Annotated in this window: 14 protein-coding genes, 1 tRNA gene and 1 other RNA gene; 8 read left to right on the forward strand and 8 right to left on the reverse strand. The window is 62.4% G+C overall.

Annotated elements, in window-relative coordinates:
• The first annotated feature begins 40 nt into the window (after positions 1-40).
• From ompA to ssrA, 4 genes are all read left to right on the forward strand, one after another.
• Positions 41-700: an outer membrane protein OmpA gene (gene ompA / locus ACM14_RS01390; RefSeq protein ID WP_012206517.1), complete on the forward strand. Its 660-nt coding sequence runs from the start codon at positions 41-43 to the stop codon at positions 698-700.
• 84 nt (positions 701-784) lie between these two features.
• On the forward strand, positions 785-1,507 hold the full coding sequence (ubiG, locus tag ACM14_RS01395) for a bifunctional 2-polyprenyl-6-hydroxyphenol methylase/3-demethylubiquinol 3-O-methyltransferase UbiG (protein ID WP_012206516.1): 723 nt from the start codon (positions 785-787) through the stop codon (positions 1,505-1,507).
• 5 nt (positions 1,508-1,512) lie between these two features.
• On the forward strand, positions 1,513-2,178 hold the full coding sequence (locus tag ACM14_RS01400) for an HAD family hydrolase (protein ID WP_013801633.1): 666 nt from the start codon (positions 1,513-1,515) through the stop codon (positions 2,176-2,178).
• A 12-nt stretch (positions 2,179-2,190) separates the two neighbouring features.
• Positions 2,191-2,568: a transfer-messenger RNA gene (gene ssrA, locus ACM14_RS01405) on the forward strand.
• A 143-nt stretch (positions 2,569-2,711) separates the two neighbouring features.
• On the opposite strand, the gene ACM14_RS01410 is transcribed toward ssrA, so the two are convergent.
• Together ACM14_RS01410 and ACM14_RS01415 are read right to left on the reverse strand one after the other, a co-directional pair.
• Positions 2,712-2,930 carry a hypothetical protein gene (locus tag ACM14_RS01410; RefSeq protein WP_013801634.1) on the reverse strand — a complete coding sequence of 73 codons (219 nt, stop codon included), beginning with the start codon at positions 2,928-2,930 and terminating at the stop codon, positions 2,712-2,714.
• Positions 2,931-3,027: 97 nt separating this feature from the next.
• Positions 3,028-3,324: an H-NS histone family protein gene (locus ACM14_RS01415; RefSeq protein WP_065345049.1), complete on the reverse strand. Its 297-nt coding sequence runs from the start codon at positions 3,322-3,324 to the stop codon at positions 3,028-3,030.
• 457 nt (positions 3,325-3,781) lie between these two features.
• Between ACM14_RS01415 and ACM14_RS01420 the strand changes: the two genes are divergently transcribed.
• Positions 3,782-7,600, forward strand: a complete 3,819-nt coding sequence (locus tag ACM14_RS01420; protein ID WP_065345050.1) for an ExeM/NucH family extracellular endonuclease — start codon at positions 3,782-3,784, stop codon at positions 7,598-7,600.
• 982 nt (positions 7,601-8,582) lie between these two features.
• On the forward strand, positions 8,583-8,909 hold the full coding sequence (locus ACM14_RS01425; RefSeq protein ID WP_084027250.1) for a tetratricopeptide repeat protein: 327 nt from the start codon (positions 8,583-8,585) through the stop codon (positions 8,907-8,909).
• Between the two features lie 39 nt (positions 8,910-8,948).
• Here ACM14_RS01425 and ACM14_RS01430 read toward each other — a convergent pair whose 3' ends face one another.
• The gene (locus tag ACM14_RS01430) at positions 8,949-9,413 is read right to left on the reverse strand and encodes a ribonuclease HI family protein (RefSeq protein ID WP_084027239.1); all 465 of its coding nucleotides are present in this window, start codon (positions 9,411-9,413) and stop codon (positions 8,949-8,951) included.
• A 101-nt stretch (positions 9,414-9,514) separates the two neighbouring features.
• On the opposite strand from ACM14_RS01430, the gene ACM14_RS01435 reads away from it, so the two are divergent.
• Entirely contained in the window at positions 9,515-10,138 is a 624-nt protein-coding gene (locus tag ACM14_RS01435; protein WP_065345053.1) for a glutathione S-transferase family protein, read from the forward strand.
• A gap of 71 nt (positions 10,139-10,209) precedes the next feature.
• Here ACM14_RS01435 and ACM14_RS01440 read toward each other — a convergent pair whose 3' ends face one another.
• From ACM14_RS01440 to infA, 3 genes are all read right to left on the reverse strand, one after another.
• Positions 10,210-10,644 carry a YbaY family lipoprotein gene (locus ACM14_RS01440; protein WP_065345054.1) on the reverse strand — a complete coding sequence of 145 codons (435 nt, stop codon included), beginning with the start codon at positions 10,642-10,644 and terminating at the stop codon, positions 10,210-10,212.
• A gap of 258 nt (positions 10,645-10,902) precedes the next feature.
• Positions 10,903-10,979, reverse strand: a tRNA-Pro gene (locus tag ACM14_RS01445).
• A gap of 60 nt (positions 10,980-11,039) precedes the next feature.
• A complete protein-coding gene (infA, locus tag ACM14_RS01450; protein ID WP_012206460.1) occupies positions 11,040-11,288 on the reverse strand; it encodes a translation initiation factor IF-1 in 249 nt (82 codons plus the stop codon).
• Positions 11,289-11,738: 450 nt separating this feature from the next.
• Between infA and asd the strand changes: the two genes are divergently transcribed.
• The gene (gene asd, locus ACM14_RS01455) at positions 11,739-12,593 is read left to right on the forward strand and encodes an archaetidylserine decarboxylase (protein ID WP_065345055.1); all 855 of its coding nucleotides are present in this window, start codon (positions 11,739-11,741) and stop codon (positions 12,591-12,593) included.
• A 45-nt stretch (positions 12,594-12,638) separates the two neighbouring features.
• Here the strand turns inward: asd and ACM14_RS01460 are convergent, their stop codons facing one another.
• Positions 12,639-12,911: a hypothetical protein gene (locus ACM14_RS01460; RefSeq protein ID WP_224986237.1), complete on the reverse strand. Its 273-nt coding sequence runs from the start codon at positions 12,909-12,911 to the stop codon at positions 12,639-12,641.
• Positions 12,912-12,998: 87 nt separating this feature from the next.
• Positions 12,999-14,051 carry an NAD(P)/FAD-dependent oxidoreductase gene (locus ACM14_RS01465; RefSeq protein WP_065345056.1) on the reverse strand — a complete coding sequence of 351 codons (1,053 nt, stop codon included), beginning with the start codon at positions 14,049-14,051 and terminating at the stop codon, positions 12,999-13,001.
• Between the last annotated feature and the right edge of the window lie 4 nt (positions 14,052-14,055).

The raw sequence follows: 14,055 nt of genomic DNA on the forward strand, positions 1-14,055 counted from the left end.
TTCGCAGCCCTGCTGCGGCTTTTTCCCCAAGAGGAGAACCATGAAGAAACTGAACAAAGTGGCGATGTTGTTTGCCTCTGCCGCCCTCGCAACGGCTGCTGGCGCACAAGTGAAGGCTGCTGACGGTGGCAAGACCATCGACAACTGGCAAAACGGCACCAGCGAACTGGTGTGGAAGAACGGCACGAACGAACTGTGCTGGCGCGATGCCAACTGGACGCCCGCCACTGCAGCAGCTGACTGCGACGGTGCCCTGAAGCCTGTGGCAGCCGCTGTGGCTCCTGCCGCAACGCCCGCTCCGGCAGCTCCCGCTCCGGCACCGGCTCCCGCTCCGGCCGTGGCTTCCAAGGTGACCTTCTCTGCTGACGCTTTCTTCGACTTCGACAAGTCGGTTCTGAAGCCCGAAGGCAAGGCCAAGCTGGATGACCTGGCCTCCAAGGTCAAGGGTATCAACCTGGAAGTGGTCATCGCCGTCGGTCACACCGACTCCGTTGGCTCTGACGCCTACAACCAGAAGCTGTCGGTTCGCCGCGCTGAAGCTGTGAAGGCTTACCTGGTGTCCAAGGGCATCGAAAAGAACCGCGTCTACACTGAAGGCAAGGGCGAAAAGCAGCCCATCGCCGACAACAAGACCAAGGAAGGCCGCGCAAAGAACCGTCGCGTGGAAATCGAAGTGGTCGGCACCCGCGCCGCTCAGTAATCTTTCGATTGCTTCCCGCAAAAGCCCCGGCAACGGGGCTTTTTTTATGGCCGAACGGTCGTCGCAATCACCGACAATCGAGCCATGAGCAACGCAATCAACGTCAATGCCGACCCGGCGGAGCTGGAGAAATTCTCCAGCCTGGCCCATCGCTGGTGGGACCCGGAAAGTGAGTTCAAACCTTTGCATCAGATCAATCCGTTGCGCCTGGACTGGATTGATGCGCAAGCTCCCTTGAAGGGCCGCAGGGTCCTTGATGTCGGCTGCGGCGGCGGCATCCTCGCCGATTCCATGGCCCGCAAGGGGGCGAGAGAGGTGGTGGGCATCGACCTGGCCACCAAGGCATTGCGTGTGGCCCAGTTGCATGCGCTGGAAACGGGTACTCCGAACATCCACTACCACGAAGTCAGCGTGGAACGTCTGGCCGAGGAGCAGCCGGGCTCCTTTGACGTGGTGACCTGCATGGAGATGCTCGAGCATGTGCCCGATCCCGCTTCCGTGGTCGCGGCCTGCGCCGAGCTGGTCAAGCCTGGGGGCTGGGTGTTCTTCTCCACCATCAACCGCAGTGCCAAGGCCTTTGGTCTGGCCATTGTGGCGGCGGAGTACCTGCTCAAGATGATTCCCAAGGGGACGCATGAGTACGCCAAGCTGATCCAGCCCAGCGAACTCGCCATGTTTGCCCGTCAGGCTGGCCTTGACCTGCAGGCCAGCAAGGGCCTGCAGCACAACCCCATCACCGGGCGCTATTGGCTCAGCGCGGACACGTCGGTGAACTACATGCTGGCAACGCGCCGGGCAGAAGGGTGAGCCGCATGTGGCAAGAAGTCCGAGCTGTTCTGTTCGACCTGGACGGCACCTTGATCGACAGTGCACCCGACCTGGGTGCGGCCGCAGACAGGATGCGCATTGACCGTGGCCTGCAGTCGCTTCCCTATGAGCGGTATCGGCCCATGGCGGGCGCCGGGGCACGGGGGATGCTGGGAGTGGGCTTCGGGCTCACGCCTGACTCGCCGGAGTTTCCGGAGATGCGCGAGGAGTTTTTCCGCAACTACGAGCAGTGCATGACCGAGCGCACCTATGCGTTCGATGGTGTCCCGGAGCTCATTGCACAGCTTCAGGCGGCATCCATGCCCTGGGGAGTGGTCACCAATAAATCCATGCGTTTCACCGATCCGCTGACGCAGCAGATGCCGCTTTTCGCGAGCGCGGGTGCCATCGTCAGCGGTGATACCACGCCCCACGCAAAGCCCCATCCAGCACCGTTGCTGGAAGCTGCCGCGCGTATCGGCCTGCCTCCGCAGTGTTTTGTCTATGTGGGTGATGATGAGCGCGACATCGTTGCAGGCAAGGCCGCAGGCATGAAGACCGTGGCGGCCTGCTACGGCTACCTCGGCGCAGCGGGCGATACACTGCAGTGGCAGGCGGATGCGCAAATCTATTCTCCACTGGAGCTCTTGAAACTGCTGGAAAGAGGCTAAGATAGGAGCCTTGGGGCTGTCCTGGTTTCGACGTGGGTTCGGGACCGGTGTGGTGCATGTCGAGCTTGAGTGACGCTCGTAAATCTCCATTCAAAAAACTAACTGCAAACGACGAACGTTTCGCACTCGCCGCTTAAATCCGGTGAGCCTTGCAACAGCACGCTGATGGGCTGGGCAAGGGGGTAGCAATACCTCCCGGCTGCAAGGGAATTTACATCAGCTGGCTGCGTGCTGGGCTTCTTAGTACGTGGCAAGATCCAAGGAAGCTGGCATCCCGGGTAGCGTGCGCCTGCGCGACTTGGGAGGCGAGACTCAAAACAGAACGCTAAACATGTAGATCTGCCCGGCGAAGGCTTGCGGACGCGGGTTCAATTCCCGCCAGCTCCACCATCCAAGACACCGCCACACACTGATGACCTCAGCGTGTGGCGGTTTTTTTTTGCCTTCAACTGTCCTGCGGTGTCGTCGGAATCGCGCGGATTTCGCACGGGCTGCGGGAACGGGTTCGGCAAGGAGGCTGGCCCAGGGTTGCTTCAGCTGCTGCCCATGTCGGGCATGGGTTGTTGCGACAGTTCCTGGATCAGTGTGAGGCGGAAATGCGCCAGGGCCTTGGCGCCATGCTGTATGTGGTGCAGGTCTGCCACCCCGCCGATGCCCGAGACCAACAGCTCTGGTTTGTTGGACAGGATGACTTCTATGAAGTGGTCAGCCAGTTCTGCTGCCAACAGGGTTTCTGTGCTCTGTTTGCTCATGTGCGTTTCCTCCTTGTGTTGGAAATCGCATGGTATGGCAACGCGGCGAAATAGGGGGCGCCGACTGGGGGGTATGGCCGGCGCCCGGTGTCGATTCTCAGATGGCGAGGCTTGCGCGGTCCTTGCCTTCTATCCACTTGGGCGGCTTGCCGCGGCCTGTCCAGGTGGCGCCGGTTTCTGGGTTGCGGAATTTGGGCTCTCCCACGCTGTGCTTGCTGGCCTTGCCGGATTTGCTCTTGGCGGAGGGGAAGACATCCTCCTTCGTCAAACCATATTGCTGCACCATCGCCTTTGCTTCAGCGATCGCATCGGTTTTCGCATTCTGGATGAGGGCGTCGATTTTTTTCTCAAGCTCGGCTTTTTGTTGCAGCAGGGCCTTGTAGTCGGATGTCATGGCAATGATGATTTTCAGTGGGAGATGCGCGTGTATATCACGGGTATGAATATTTTGTAAGTTATGAGTAAGAAAAAGAGTGTGCGAATGCAGGAACGGTCACCAGCGACGTAGCGCGTTCAGAACAGGTGATGGGGATGGTTGGGGCGATGAGGTGCGCCCAAGAAAAAGGCCAGCGGCTTGCGCTGGCCTGGGAAGAAAGAGCCGGTGCTTTTTGAAAGCTTCCTGGGGGAATGAGAGGGAGGGAGGAGGAAATGCCCCAGACCCGGCAATGAAACGGTGCAGAAACTGATGGCGATGATGCCTGCCGTGCGCAGGCCGGCCGATGGGTGAGAAGCGAGTCTGCACGTAGGACGGGGGAGCATCTGCCGAGTCACAGGCTGGTCATCTCCATGCGCGATAAACCGGGAGTTGCGCAACCATGGGGGGAAGCGCATTGTTTTTTTATTGCGCATCCATGTCCATTGCTGCCACGCTGATTCCATTTGTTTTCAACCCGGCCAATCCGATGAGTGCGCCATTGCAGCGCCATCGTTGGCGTCTGTATGGTGCGGGCCTGCTTCTGTCGGCATCTGCCGGGGTATGGGCGCAGGTTCCCTTCAACGGCACCTACACGCAGGATTTCGACACCCTGGCCGCGTCCGGGGCGGGGCTGGCCTGGGCCAATAACAGCACCTTGCCGGGCTGGTTTCTCTTCAACAAGAGCCTGGCATCCATCACCTCTTACGTCGCTGGCAATGGTGCCTCCAACACCGGCAGCTTCTACAGCCTGGGGCTGAGCGCGGACCGTGCCTTGGGGGGCGTGGCATCAGGCGGTGCCTACTTTGGCAGCCCGGCCCAGGGCGCCGTAGCGGGTTGGATTGCGCTGGCAGTGCGAAATGACACGGGTGGCTCGGTCGATGGCATCACCTTGCGATTCAACGGCGAGCAATGGCGCAATGGTGGCAATACGGAACGGCAGTCCATGGTGCTGGAGTACGGCATGGGAGCCGCCTTTGCCGACGTGCCTGAATGGCTGCCTGCCGGCGCGAACTTCAATTGGCAATCGCCTGTTGCCACCGGCACTGCTGCCGCCGTGGACGGCAATGTGGGCGGGCGGGTGAACAATGTGGGCGGGGATCTGCGCGGCCTGGGCTGGGCGCCAGGTGCCACGCTGTGGCTGCGTTGGGTGGAGCTCAATGATGTGGGCAACGACCACGGCCTGGCCATTGATGACGTCTCCATCACTCTGGCGCTGCCCGACACCACGGCGCCCACGCTGCAGGCAAGCATTCCCGCGGCGGCGGCGACCGGGGTGGCGCTGAATCCCGAAATCAAGCTGAGTTTCGATGAGGCGGTGAAGCCCGGTAGCGGCAGCTTCGAACTGCGCCAGGGCGCCACGGTGGTGGCAACGCTGCAGGCTGGCGATGCGGCGCAGGTGAAATTCAGTGGCTCGACCATCACGCTCAACGCGGGTGTGCGGCTGGCGGTCAATACGCCCTATAGCCTGGTTTCCGTGGGTGAGCCGGTGTTGGATACCTCGGGCAATGTGTGGACCGGCACGACGCTGGGCTTCACGACAGGAGACGAGCCGCCGGTCACCAGGATTTCTGCGGTCCAGGGCTCTGGCGATCAGTCTCCTCTGGTGGGGCAGAAGGTGACGGTGAGTGCCGTGGTGACGGCCTATATGCCTGGACTGAGCGGCTTCTTCGTGCAGGAAGAGGCGGCAGACTCCGATGGAGACGCTGCTACCTCGGAGGGCATCTTTGTCTACTACGGCAACGCCAATCCTGGCGTGGATGAGAGCACGGTGGGCAAGCTGGTGCAGATTTCCGCCTCGGTGAGCGAGTTCCGCAATCAGACCCAGCTCAGCGCCATCACGGACTTCGTGGTCCGCGGCGCGGCGGCCTTGCCGGAGCCGGTGCGCATCGCACTGCCTGTCAGCGATATGGGGCAATGGGAGCGTCTGGAAGGCATGCGTGTGGAGGTGGCATCCGCCACCGCAGGCGGCAAGCTGGTGGTGAGCGACAACCGCACGCTGGGCCGCTACGGCAATGTCACGCTGTCTGCCGATACGCCGTTGGCGCAGTACACCGAAGTCAACGCTCCCAGCGTGGCGGGCTATGCAGCCTACGTGCAGACGCTGCAGCGCAGCCAGATCATTCTCGATGATCGGTCCGGGGCCCAGAATCCCGAGCCCGTGCCGGGCCGTGGCGGCCTGCCGCTGTCGGCGTCCAACACGCTGCGCGCTGGCGATGGCGTGGATCGCATCATCGGCGTGCTCGACCAGTTCTTTGATGCTGCCGCCAGCGAGCCCTATCTGACCAGCTACCGCGTGCAGCCCACGCAGACGCCGCAGTTCACGGGAGCCGCGCGACCTTCTGCTGCTGAATTGCAGCAGGCCGTGGGAGCGGCTACGCTCAAGATCGCGTCTGCCAACGTTCTCAATTTCTTCAACCTGACCGGTGCCACAAGCGGCTCTTCCCAGGTGATGTTCAACACGCCGCTGGGCAACCAGCAAGGCATTCGCGGCGCCAACAGCATTGCCGAGCTGGACAGGCAGCGCGCCAAGATCGTGGCCAATCTGCTGGGGCTGGGCGCCGATGTGTACGGCCTGATGGAGGTGCAGAACAATGGCTTTGGCCCAGGCAGCGCCATCCAGGATCTGGCCGACGCCTTGAACGCGAGTGCGGACAAGCCTGCCGGCGCCGTGTATGCGGTAGTCAAGGCACCCTTCAGTGAGGCTGCAGGCACGGTGCCAGGTGCGGGCACGGATGCGATTACCGTGGCCATCGTCTATCGCAGCGACCGCGTCACGCCGGTGGGCAGCGCAGCGGCACCCAATGTCTCTACTTACGATGCCTTCAACGCAAGCATCGGCGGAGCCCGAGTGCCGATTGCGCAGACCTTTGCCGTGGGCGGCAGCACGGAGCAGTTCACCCTGGTGGTGAACCATTTCAAATCCAAGGGCAGCGTGCTCGGTGGCGCGGGCAATGCGGACGTGCTTGACGGCCAGGGCGCCAACAACGCGGCGCGCGTGAAGACGGCCCAGCAACTGAGCAACTGGCTGGCAACCCGGCCCACAGGCGCGACCAGCCCCCACGTGGTGCTGGTGGGCGATTTCAACGCCTATGCGAAGGAAGACCCCATCACCACGCTGGAGGCCGGCGGCTATGTCAAGGTCTCCCAGGGGCTGTCCTACGCATTCGACGGAATGTGGGGTTCGCTGGACCATGTGCTGGTAAGCACCAGTCTGCAGCCCAGCGTGGGGCGTGCGGTCAAGTGGGCCATCAATGCCGAGGAGCCCGAGGTGCTCGACTACAACGTCGAGTTCAAGTCGCTGGATCAGCAGGCCAGCTTCTATGCGCCCACCGCCTATCGTTCAAGTGATCACAACCCCATCCTCCTGGGCCTGAATTTCGGTGGTCAGGCGCCCTCGTTCAGTGGCGTGCCTGCCAATGCGCAGGCCGTGGTGGTGGGGCAGGCGGCCGATCTGGCGGACGTCGTGGTGGCCGATGCCGACAGCCCCGTCGTCACACTGTCCATCGTCGCCAGCGGCGGACAGGTGCTGGGCCTGGAGGATGCCGATGCTGCACAGCCCGGCATACAAATGCGCGGCAGCCCCGAACAGGTATCGCAGCAATTGCGCGCCGCCATGTACATGGCTTCGGTGGCCGGCCCGGCCAGCCTTCAACTGAGCGTGAGCGATGGTGTCCATGCGGCTGTGACGGCCAGCTATCCGCTGATGGCGACCGCAGCGGGCGCGGTGGGCCCGGCCAATCGATTCAACATCACCGGAGCAAGCCAGATTGCGGTTGCGGGCGAGGTCGTGGGCGGTGGTGCCAACTGCCGCCTGGCCGAGCCGCCGCAGGTCGTGGCGGCACCGGGTACTCCACGTCCTGGGGCGGTGGTGCCACACGGGCTGTTGAAGCTCAATACCGATGGCTGTGATGCGGGTGCGCTCGTGACGGTCAGGCTGACCTATCCGAACGATCTGCCCAGTGGTGCTGAATACTGGAAGTGGGGCCGCACGGCAGATAACACCACGCAGCACTGGTACCGCATACCTGCAACGCTGCAGGGTCGCGTCGTCTCCTTCGTGCTGCGCGATGGCGGCCTGGGCGATGACGATCTTCTGGCCAATGGCCGTGTGGAAGATCCTTCGGCTCTGGTGCTGCCTGCAGCGGTCGGTGGCGGCACGCCGGCGGCGATTCCGTCACTGAGCGAGTGGGCGGTCGCGCTGCTGAGCCTGATGATGGGTGGGCTGGCTATCCGTCTGCGCCGCCGCAAACCTTGATGCTGCCGTGAAAGCCCGGTCTGCACCACGTGTAGGCCGGGCTTTTTGCTTTGGGGCAGGGGAAACTGCGGACAGGCATTTGCCCGACTGCGTGCAAGAGGGATGGGTGGGAGAGGATCTTGGTGTGCAGCCGCAGGCCGATGCTTGATGATGGCCGGGCTGGGTGCGAAAGTGGCGCGTCTGCTGCTGCGGACGCCGTCTCGGTGCAAGGAATGAGAGAGATATCCAGAAACGATCGTGCTTGAAAAAGAGCCTGGCTAACCGGCATACCGCTGGCTGGCAAAAACGACTGCAGGCTGAACTGGCCTGACGAGTCGCCCCACGATGAAACTGAACTGCTGCAACACCATGAATGCTGCAGCATGGTTTGAATGATATACGCAAACAAGAATCATTCTCAAATAAACCTAGAACTTCCTCTGGAATTAGAAAAAGCTTGTGTTTTGCGGATTTCGCCTGCTGGGCTGGTATCTGGCGTGGTGCCGCTCAAGAAAAAACGCCCCGGCTGCGGAGGCGGCCGGGGCGCTGAATGGAGCGTTCCATGCGATCAATCCAGGAAGGACACATGCTAGGGGTTTTGAATGAGAGCGCTTGCGTCTGCGTCTCCGGTCCTTCCTGGTTGTCAAGTGTAAATTGAAACAAGGTGCTTGATGGGGTCAAAGCAGCCGAAGTTGCATGCATCTGAGCCGTAAAGCTGTTTTTTTGTATTCCGATGCGACCGCCTCAAGCCAAATGCGCCGTGCAATGCAAAAAGCCCGCTGTGGAGCGGGCTTTTTTCTGGGAATGTGGACGATGGCTCTTACGCGACCATCGTTTTACGGCAGAACGTCTCTGCGGCTGTCACCGTTGTTTTTTTCGTCGTAGTGCACGACGCGCCGGCGTGAGATACAGCATTGCCTGCGCAGACAACCATGGGATTATAGCAGAGGCAGAATTTGCCGCTGTAGCCATGGGCCTGTGTTGCCGCAGAAGGGGTTTGAAGATGAATGAAATGACGCAAAGGCTTGAGGGCCTGCTCGCATCCGGCAAGGACTCGGCCCTGCTGCGCTGTACCTTGGGCAAGACCTATCTTGAAAGCGAGGCGCCTGGGGTGGCTCATTCACACCTGGAGCGGGCCATTGAACTCGATCCCGGCTATTCGGTGGCGTGGAAGCTGCTGGGCCGGGCATTGCTGGCGCTGGGCGACGCTGCTGGAGCGCGGCGGGCGTGGAATACGGGATTGGCCTGCGCGCAGCAGAAGGGGGATGCCCAGGTCGTAAAGGAGATTGGGGTGTTCCTCAAGCGCCTGGACAGGCAGCAGGCGGTCTGAGTCGAGACCCTGCGAAAGGGTGTGGGTGCGGAGCGGGTTTCACGTCTGCAAAAGAGCTTCCCTGGCCAGGGCGTCGGCCTCGGTGTTGCGGTGGCGGGGAATCCAGCGCAGTTGCACGTGCTCGAACCTGGTCAGCATGGTGCGGGCCTCATCAAACAGGTCTGCCAGGCGCGCGATGGACTTGATGGGGCGTGGCGATGGAGTCAACTGCTCCACCAGGATGCTGCTGTCCGTGAAGATGGTCAGGCGGCGCGCCTGCAGGACTTGCAGGGCCTGCAGCGCGGCCATCAGGGCGCGCAGTTCGGCTTCGTTGTTGCAGCCTCGCTCGGGGCAGGGCTCGGACAGAAGGTGGCGGCGTCCGTCGGGTGCGATGATGACGGCGCCCATGGCCATGCGTCCGGGGTTGGGTACGGCGCTTGCATCAATGTAGGCAGTCCAGAGGTCTGCATCTGAGAGCGCGGGGCCGCAGGCGCTTGGGCGTGATGGGGGCTTTTCCAGGGGCATGCCTGCATCATGCGGCAGCGGTGGAGGTTCGGTCGCATTTCTTGTCGGATGGCGCGGGACAATGCAGGTCTGCAAATCACCGAAACCGAAGAAGGCAGCGAATGATCAGGATTCTGGGCAAGTCATCGTCCATCAATGTGCGCAAGGTGCTGTGGCTTTGCGTGGAGTTGGGAATTTCTTTCGACCAGGAGGAATGGGGTTCAGACCATCGATCGACGCAGGAGCCGGGATTTCTGGCGCTCAATCCGAATGCGATGGTTCCCGTGCTGCTTGATGGGCCGCTGGTGCTGTGGGAGTCCAATACCATCTGCCGCTACCTGGCGTCCCGCCATGACCGGCAGGACCTGCTGCCTTCAGCACCCGCCGAACGCGCGCTTGTCGAGCAGTGGATGGATTGGCAGGCCACCGAGCTGAACAATGCCTGGCGCTATGCCTTCATGGGGTTGGTGAGAAACAGCCCTGAGCATCAGGACCCCGCGCAACTGGCTGGCAGCATGGTGAACTGGCATCGCCACATGCGCATTCTGGAGGACCAGTTGTCGCGCACCGGCGCCTTTGCTGCTGGCACGCAATTGAGCCTCGCCGATATCGTGCTGGGTCTGTCCACGCACCGCTGGATGTCGGCGCCCATGGAGCGCCCTGAATTGCCTGCAGTCCGCGCCTACTACGAACGGCTTTGCGAGCGGCCGGGCTTTCGCCTGCACGGCGCCAACGGCATGCCTTGATGGCGGTCTGGCGCCCTGCGTGACAAAGCCCGCCAGGTTTCCTGCGGGCTTTGGTTGTTCAAGGAGTGGGGTCAGGGAGCGACGCGCACCAGCATCATGTCGGCCTTCGAGCCTGCACCACGGGTCAGGACCGGGTGGACGGTGTCATTGATGAAGATGAGTTGGTTGCCCTGGGTAATGCGTGAGGTGACCGTGTATTGCGCGGCAGGATTCAGGCGGCTGGGCTCGACGGGCAGCTTGAAGCTGTAGGGCGGCTTGAGGCCTTCGAGCCGCATGGACTGCTGGGATATCACCGGGGCGGGAGCATCGGCGCGCGAGGTGTCCTGCAATTCGACGACCAGCACGGCATCGGACGCAAGCGGAGCGGGCTCCCTCAGGTCAACCGTTCCCATGACCGCAGTGACGGGCGCATTGGGCGCCGGCTGGGTCTGGGCGCATGCACCCAGCAGTGCTGCGGACATCACGAGGGCCAGGGCGGTGCGGCGCTGAAGGCTGTTGGAATTCATTGGAGCTCCTTCTTGATTTGGGAGACCCAGTCTGGCCTGACGCGGCTTGAGGGGCTGTAGGAGCAGACTCAACGCAAGCTGCTGCCATTTCCCAAAGTCGCATGGGCCAATCTGCTGGCTGGTTGCCAGTCTTGGAGGCAAGGGTGTGAAAGGTTTGTGCCCGTGCTGCAGGCGCTGCGCTGGCGACGCTCGGTTGAACACTTGCGATCTGGACAGACAAAAGCCCCTGGCTCTTTCGAACCAGGGGCTTGAATCATTTGGTCGGAGCGGCGGGATTCGAACTCGCGACCCTCTGCTCCCAAAGCAGATGCGCTACCAGGCTGCGCTACGCTCCGACTAAAACGCTATTGTAGCGTCAAAAAAATGGGTATTTTCGCAATGGGCGAATTTTTTGCTCAACGCGAGCCAGGTCCCGGGCCGCGGTTGGCCAGGTGACGGAAGGTGATGCGGCCCTTGGTCAGGTCGTAGGGCGACATCTCCAGCGACACCTTGTCGCCAGCCAGGATGCGGATGTGGTGCTTGCGCATCTTGCCGCCGGTGTAGGCGATCAGCTGGTGTCCGTTTTCCAGCGTCACACGAAAGCGAGAGTCAGGCAGGACTTCCGTGACGGAACCCTGCATTTCAATCAGTTCTTCTTTGGCCATGTGTTCAATCTCTCAGGTCTGGGTCGGTTGCGGCACTCACTTGTCGGAACCACGAAGGCCTTGCCTGGCCCACAGAACATGGGGTACGTGGGCCGAGGCTGAAAAAGCAGTGGATGTTCTGCGCAAGAGGCGCAGACCGAACGGAAGGCCAGGTCACAATGGTGTCGCAAAGGCAAAGCCCGGCAACAGCTAAACCTCCCAATTCTACAGCGTTGCATTCCCGCGCGTGCGCGGCCCAATGCGGCCGTCGCACGCAAAACACAGGTTGGATTTTTGCTGGAACGGTGCTGCCTTTGTCATCTGCGTTTCATCCGCGGCCTCCGGAAATCGTGCGCTTGGCTTCAAGGCGGGCATGACAAGTGCTGAAAGCGGCGGGAGGAGTTGAGGGCGAGGGGTGTGGGTTGGCTAGAATCCGCCCACAACTTCTATTACTTTCATAGCAAAACCTCGATGTCTGATCGACTTGCCGTTCTCTCCCAGTATCTTTTGCCCAAACAGGCGCTGACTGCCGTCATGGGGCGCCTGGCCCAGGCGCGTGCTGGCGACCTGACCACGGCAGTCATCCGGCGCTTCATTGCACGCTATGGCGTGGACATGTCGGAGGCGGCCGATTCCGATCCTGCGGCCTATGCCAGCTTCAACGAGTTCTTCACGCGGGCGCTCAAGCCCGGTGTGCGGCCGCTGGCTTCGGCCGACTGGGTCTGTCCGGTGGATGGCGCCATCAGCCAGATCGGCGCCATCGAGGGCGAGCAGATCTTCCAGGCCAAGGGACACAGCTACAGCGCCACGGCGCTGGTTGGCGGCGATGCGCAGTTGGCGCGGCAGTTCGACAACGGGCATTTCGCCACCATCTACCTGAGCCCACGCGACTACCACCGCATCCACATGCCCTGTGCGGGCCGGCTGCGGCGCATGATCTATGTGCCGGGCGAACTGTTCTCGGTCAACCCGGTCACGGCGCGCGGCGTGCCGGGCCTGTTTGCGCGCAACGAGCGCGTGGTCTGCGTTTTCGATACCGACCATGGCCCCATGGTGCTGGTGCTGGTGGGCGCCACCATCGTGGGCAGCATGGGAACGGTGTGGCACGGCATCGTCAATCCGCCCCGTCCCGGACGCATCCAGGACTGGCGCTATGACGACCAGTCCATCGTCCTGGGCCAGGGCGAGGAAATGGGGCGCTTCCAGCTGGGCTCCACCGTCGTCATGCTGTTTCCCGCATCGGCAGGGCTTCGCTTCAACGAGCAGTGGACGCATGCTGCGCCCGTGCGCCTGGGCCAGAAGATGGCCGGGCGCAACGAGGCCTGAGCCTGGATGGATGATCGATGAAACCGGGCCCAGGCCCGGTTTCTTTCAAAGGATCCAGCTCAGGGCTTCAGGGCGCCTCTGTGTGGTGAACATCGAAGGCGTGATGCTCAGCCGTTCAGGCCTGACGGGGTCTTCATGGCCGACCAGGTAGACCATCAGTTCGCGACGGCGCAGTATCACGTGGCTGACCTTCTCGGCCTTGCCGTTTTGCGTGACATGCGTGCCGGGGCGAAACAGCGGCATCTGGAAGGTGAAGCTGCGCGGATCGGCCGGTGGCGCGATCGCGGTGCTGGGAGGGGCTTCGAGTGTGGCAACCATAGGCTTGATGTGCATGAGTGGACGCTGCCAACTCTATCGACACTGCCGCGCCAAACTGTAGGGCCGCGGGGGTGCGGCCACGAGCAATCATGCCTGCGGGTGGGAAACGCCAAGGATGGCGTGCAGCCGTGCGCTGGTCGTCGTGTACTGCAGCAGCGGTTTTTCGCCCTGCAGATACTCGGCGGCGGCAAAGGCCGCCATGGTGGCTTCATGGAAGCCGCACAGGATCAGCTTGTGCTTGCCCGGGTAGCTGACGATGTCGCCAATCGCATAGATGCCTGGCGCATCGGTGGCCTGGGTTGCAGGGTTCACCAGCAGCTGCTTGCGTTCCATGGCCAGGCCCCATTCGGCGACCGGGCCCAGGCGAGGGGAGATGCCCAGGCAGACGACCAGTTGCTGCGCCGCCAGTTCGTGCTCCTGGCCTTCGCCATCCATCCACTGAACGGCGCGCAGTTGGCCTGCATCGGCATGCAGTTGCGTGATCTGGCCGATCACCACGCGGATGGCGCCGCTGTCGCGCAGCTCCTGCAGGCGCTCCAGCAGTGCGGCCGAAGCCTGGAAGGCGTCGCGGCGGTAGAGCAGATAGGTGGCCTGGGCCCTGTCGGCGCAGGCAATGGCCGCGGCCACGGCCTCTTCGTCGCCACCGTGGACGATGGCGGTCTGGCCGCGCACCATTTCCAGATCGGCAGGATGGTAGTGAAGCTGGCCTGCAGCCAGCAGCTCCACGCCGGGCACCTTCAGCGCCTTGGGCACAAAGGCGCCCACGCCAGCTGCAATGAAGACGCTGCGCGCATGCAGTTCAAGGCCGTGCGTGGTCTGCGCCAGCCAGCGGCCATCGTCCATGCGCTGCAGCTGGGAGACCTGCTGGGAAAGGTGCAGTTGCGCGTCCATGGGCGCGACCTGCCGCTGCAGCAGCTGGACCAGTTCATGGCCCGTGCATACCGGAATGCCGGGAATGTCGTAGATGGGCTTGTCGCCGTACAGCTGCGCGCACTGCCCGCCCACATGGGGCAGGGCATCGACGACATGGCAGCGAATGCTTTGCAGGCCCAGCTGGAACACCTGGAACAGGCCCGCCGGGCCCGCGCCTATGACGAGGGCATCGGTCTGGATCGGTTGCGTGCCGGAGGTGTCTTGCATGGGC

The sequence above is a fragment of the Delftia sp. JD2 genome, assembly GCF_001682645.1.
In the GTDB taxonomy this organism is placed as follows: domain Bacteria; phylum Pseudomonadota; class Gammaproteobacteria; order Burkholderiales; family Burkholderiaceae_C; genus Comamonas; species Comamonas acidovorans.

What these genes read in the sequence shown, in the direction of transcription:
- ompA (WP_012206517.1), top strand. Translation starts at nt 41, where the DNA reads ATGAAGAAACTGAACAAAGTGGCGATGTTGTTTGCCTCTGCCGCCCTC.
- ubiG (WP_012206516.1), top strand. Translation starts at nt 785, where the DNA reads ATGAGCAACGCAATCAACGTCAATGCCGACCCGGCGGAGCTGGAGAAA.
- ACM14_RS01400 (WP_013801633.1), top strand. Translation starts at nt 1,513, where the DNA reads ATGTGGCAAGAAGTCCGAGCTGTTCTGTTCGACCTGGACGGCACCTTG.
- ACM14_RS01410 (WP_013801634.1), bottom strand. Translation starts at nt 2,930, where the DNA reads ATGAGCAAACAGAGCACAGAAACCCTGTTGGCAGCAGAACTGGCTGAC.
- ACM14_RS01415 (WP_065345049.1), bottom strand. Translation starts at nt 3,324, where the DNA reads ATGACATCCGACTACAAGGCCCTGCTGCAACAAAAAGCCGAGCTTGAG.
- ACM14_RS01420 (WP_065345050.1), top strand. Translation starts at nt 3,782, where the DNA reads ATGTCCATTGCTGCCACGCTGATTCCATTTGTTTTCAACCCGGCCAAT.
- ACM14_RS01425 (WP_084027250.1), top strand. Translation starts at nt 8,583, where the DNA reads ATGAATGAAATGACGCAAAGGCTTGAGGGCCTGCTCGCATCCGGCAAG.
- ACM14_RS01430 (WP_084027239.1), bottom strand. Translation starts at nt 9,413, where the DNA reads ATGCCCCTGGAAAAGCCCCCATCACGCCCAAGCGCCTGCGGCCCCGCG.
- ACM14_RS01435 (WP_065345053.1), top strand. Translation starts at nt 9,515, where the DNA reads ATGATCAGGATTCTGGGCAAGTCATCGTCCATCAATGTGCGCAAGGTG.
- ACM14_RS01440 (WP_065345054.1), bottom strand. Translation starts at nt 10,644, where the DNA reads ATGAATTCCAACAGCCTTCAGCGCCGCACCGCCCTGGCCCTCGTGATG.
- infA (WP_012206460.1), bottom strand. Translation starts at nt 11,288, where the DNA reads ATGGCCAAAGAAGAACTGATTGAAATGCAGGGTTCCGTCACGGAAGTC.
- asd (WP_065345055.1), top strand. Translation starts at nt 11,739, where the DNA reads ATGTCTGATCGACTTGCCGTTCTCTCCCAGTATCTTTTGCCCAAACAG.
- ACM14_RS01460 (WP_224986237.1), bottom strand. Translation starts at nt 12,911, where the DNA reads ATGGTTGCCACACTCGAAGCCCCTCCCAGCACCGCGATCGCGCCACCG.
- ACM14_RS01465 (WP_065345056.1), bottom strand. Translation starts at nt 14,051, where the DNA reads ATGCAAGACACCTCCGGCACGCAACCGATCCAGACCGATGCCCTCGTC.